Source organism: Microcoleus sp. Pol7_A1 (assembly GCF_036701085.1).
Lineage (GTDB): Bacteria > Cyanobacteriota > Cyanobacteriia > Cyanobacteriales > Microcoleaceae > Microcoleus > Microcoleus asticus.
On the sequence record NZ_JAUBQD010000162.1, the window covers coordinates 1 to 1,432 of the forward strand.

Below are 1,432 nucleotides of genomic sequence, written 5' to 3' on the forward strand. Positions count from 1 at the left end.
TTAACCCCGACTAAGCGCTACTTTTACCAACAGGGGATGAGAGCTATAAGTCAGATTCAGTCTAGCTCTTAGCCATCTTGTCACCCCCCCAGTTTGTGCATATATCTAATTTGTTGCGAAGTCTCGTGATTAGGAGCTGGAGGTAATCAATTGCCTGTTGGCCTGACACTTTATCCGGAAAACCAATTTCAACCATCGCCTTTATGTGACCGCGTTCGCAGCTTAGAAATTCAATGCAATCGAGCAATTCCGAAGGAGTGACTTCCTTGCTATTTAAAAGTTGAATTGCGTTAAATGCTGGCATTGTGCGACTGCTTGGGTGGCGAAACTAACAAGCCCACTAATCCGGTAACAATTGGAGCTAATACAGGGACTAAAGGTATAGGGTTTTTATCTTGGAAATACTAAGACTACAGAAGCAGCGCTAAGCATCAAGATAGATATCCCTAGACAGGCAACAGTAAAGCGGTAAGAATATTTGTCCATCTAAGTAAAATCTGTGCGATGCGACGCTAATCTTTCAATGGCTTTTTTTTCAAGTCGCGTAGTAGAACTTCTTGTATGAAACTCTTTTCCCTCTCTTTCTCCGGAAGGTAAAGAAAGGTGGTTTTGCACGTCGCTAATCACTTCGCCCTGAATTTCAACAATGCTCCAAAGAGTTTCAAACCTAGCTCTATCGGCTCTTGCTCTAGCTTCTGCTTCGCGCGTTCTGGTTTCTGCTTCCGCTTTTGATACGGCAGAATCCCTGATAGCTTTTTCAACTATTCGCGAGCCTTTCCAAATAAATGCCAAAACGGCGCACAACGCAGCGAGGTTAGCAAGAATATTTGTCCAATTTATAACCATGACAAATGCTTTCAACCAAAAATGCTGTCGTCTAATCGTGACGACGATAAACGGTAAATGTAAAGGTCTTGATTTGCACCGGGTACCGTATCAACTTGTTGGCTGTTGATTTTACTTTCCAAAAAGGCCACTCTTTACTCTAGTTTCACGATTCTGTCAATATGATGTTGAAAGTTTCGGTTAATTTGTAAACGTCAACTGTCCCGCTGTCTATGCTTGTCAAAATTTTGGCTAATTGTGCAGCCAAACTGTCTATTTTTTTACTCATTTAACCTCTATCAAAACAAACACGTTTGGTTCGCTAACAGTACCTCGAACCCACCGAAACATTTTTTTGACTTCCAATTTGTAAATAGCTAAACCTGCATCTACAAAACCCGGTGCAATTGGGAAATTTAAAATAATTATCTGCGGTGCAAAAGTAACTACCTGTGCTTGTTCGACGTGGGGAATGTCGCCAATAACATCCCATTTTCGCCTGATCAGCATTCTAGAATGGAACCGCCAATCAACTAAGGAATGAAAATTTAATAACATTAGCGTCTGCTAAATAGTCGGAACTGCACGATAATTCCATTTTGGTAGA

3 protein-coding genes are annotated in these 1,432 nt (G+C 41.3%); all 3 read right to left on the bottom strand.

From position 1 onward, the window contains the following. Positions 1-486 precede the first annotated feature (486 nt). A complete protein-coding gene (locus QUA20_RS31745; RefSeq protein ID WP_333194314.1) occupies positions 487-846 on the bottom strand; it encodes a hypothetical protein in 360 nt (119 codons plus the stop codon). Positions 847-991: 145 nt separating this feature from the next. Continuing rightward, entirely contained in the window at positions 992-1,114 is a 123-nt protein-coding gene (locus QUA20_RS31750; protein WP_333194315.1) for a hypothetical protein, read from the bottom strand. Then, complete coding sequence (locus QUA20_RS31755) at positions 1,111-1,383, bottom strand: hypothetical protein (protein WP_333194317.1); 273 nt, start codon at positions 1,381-1,383, stop codon at positions 1,111-1,113. The genes QUA20_RS31750 and QUA20_RS31755 overlap by 4 nt, the downstream gene beginning before the upstream one ends. Between the last annotated feature and the right edge of the window lie 49 nt (positions 1,384-1,432).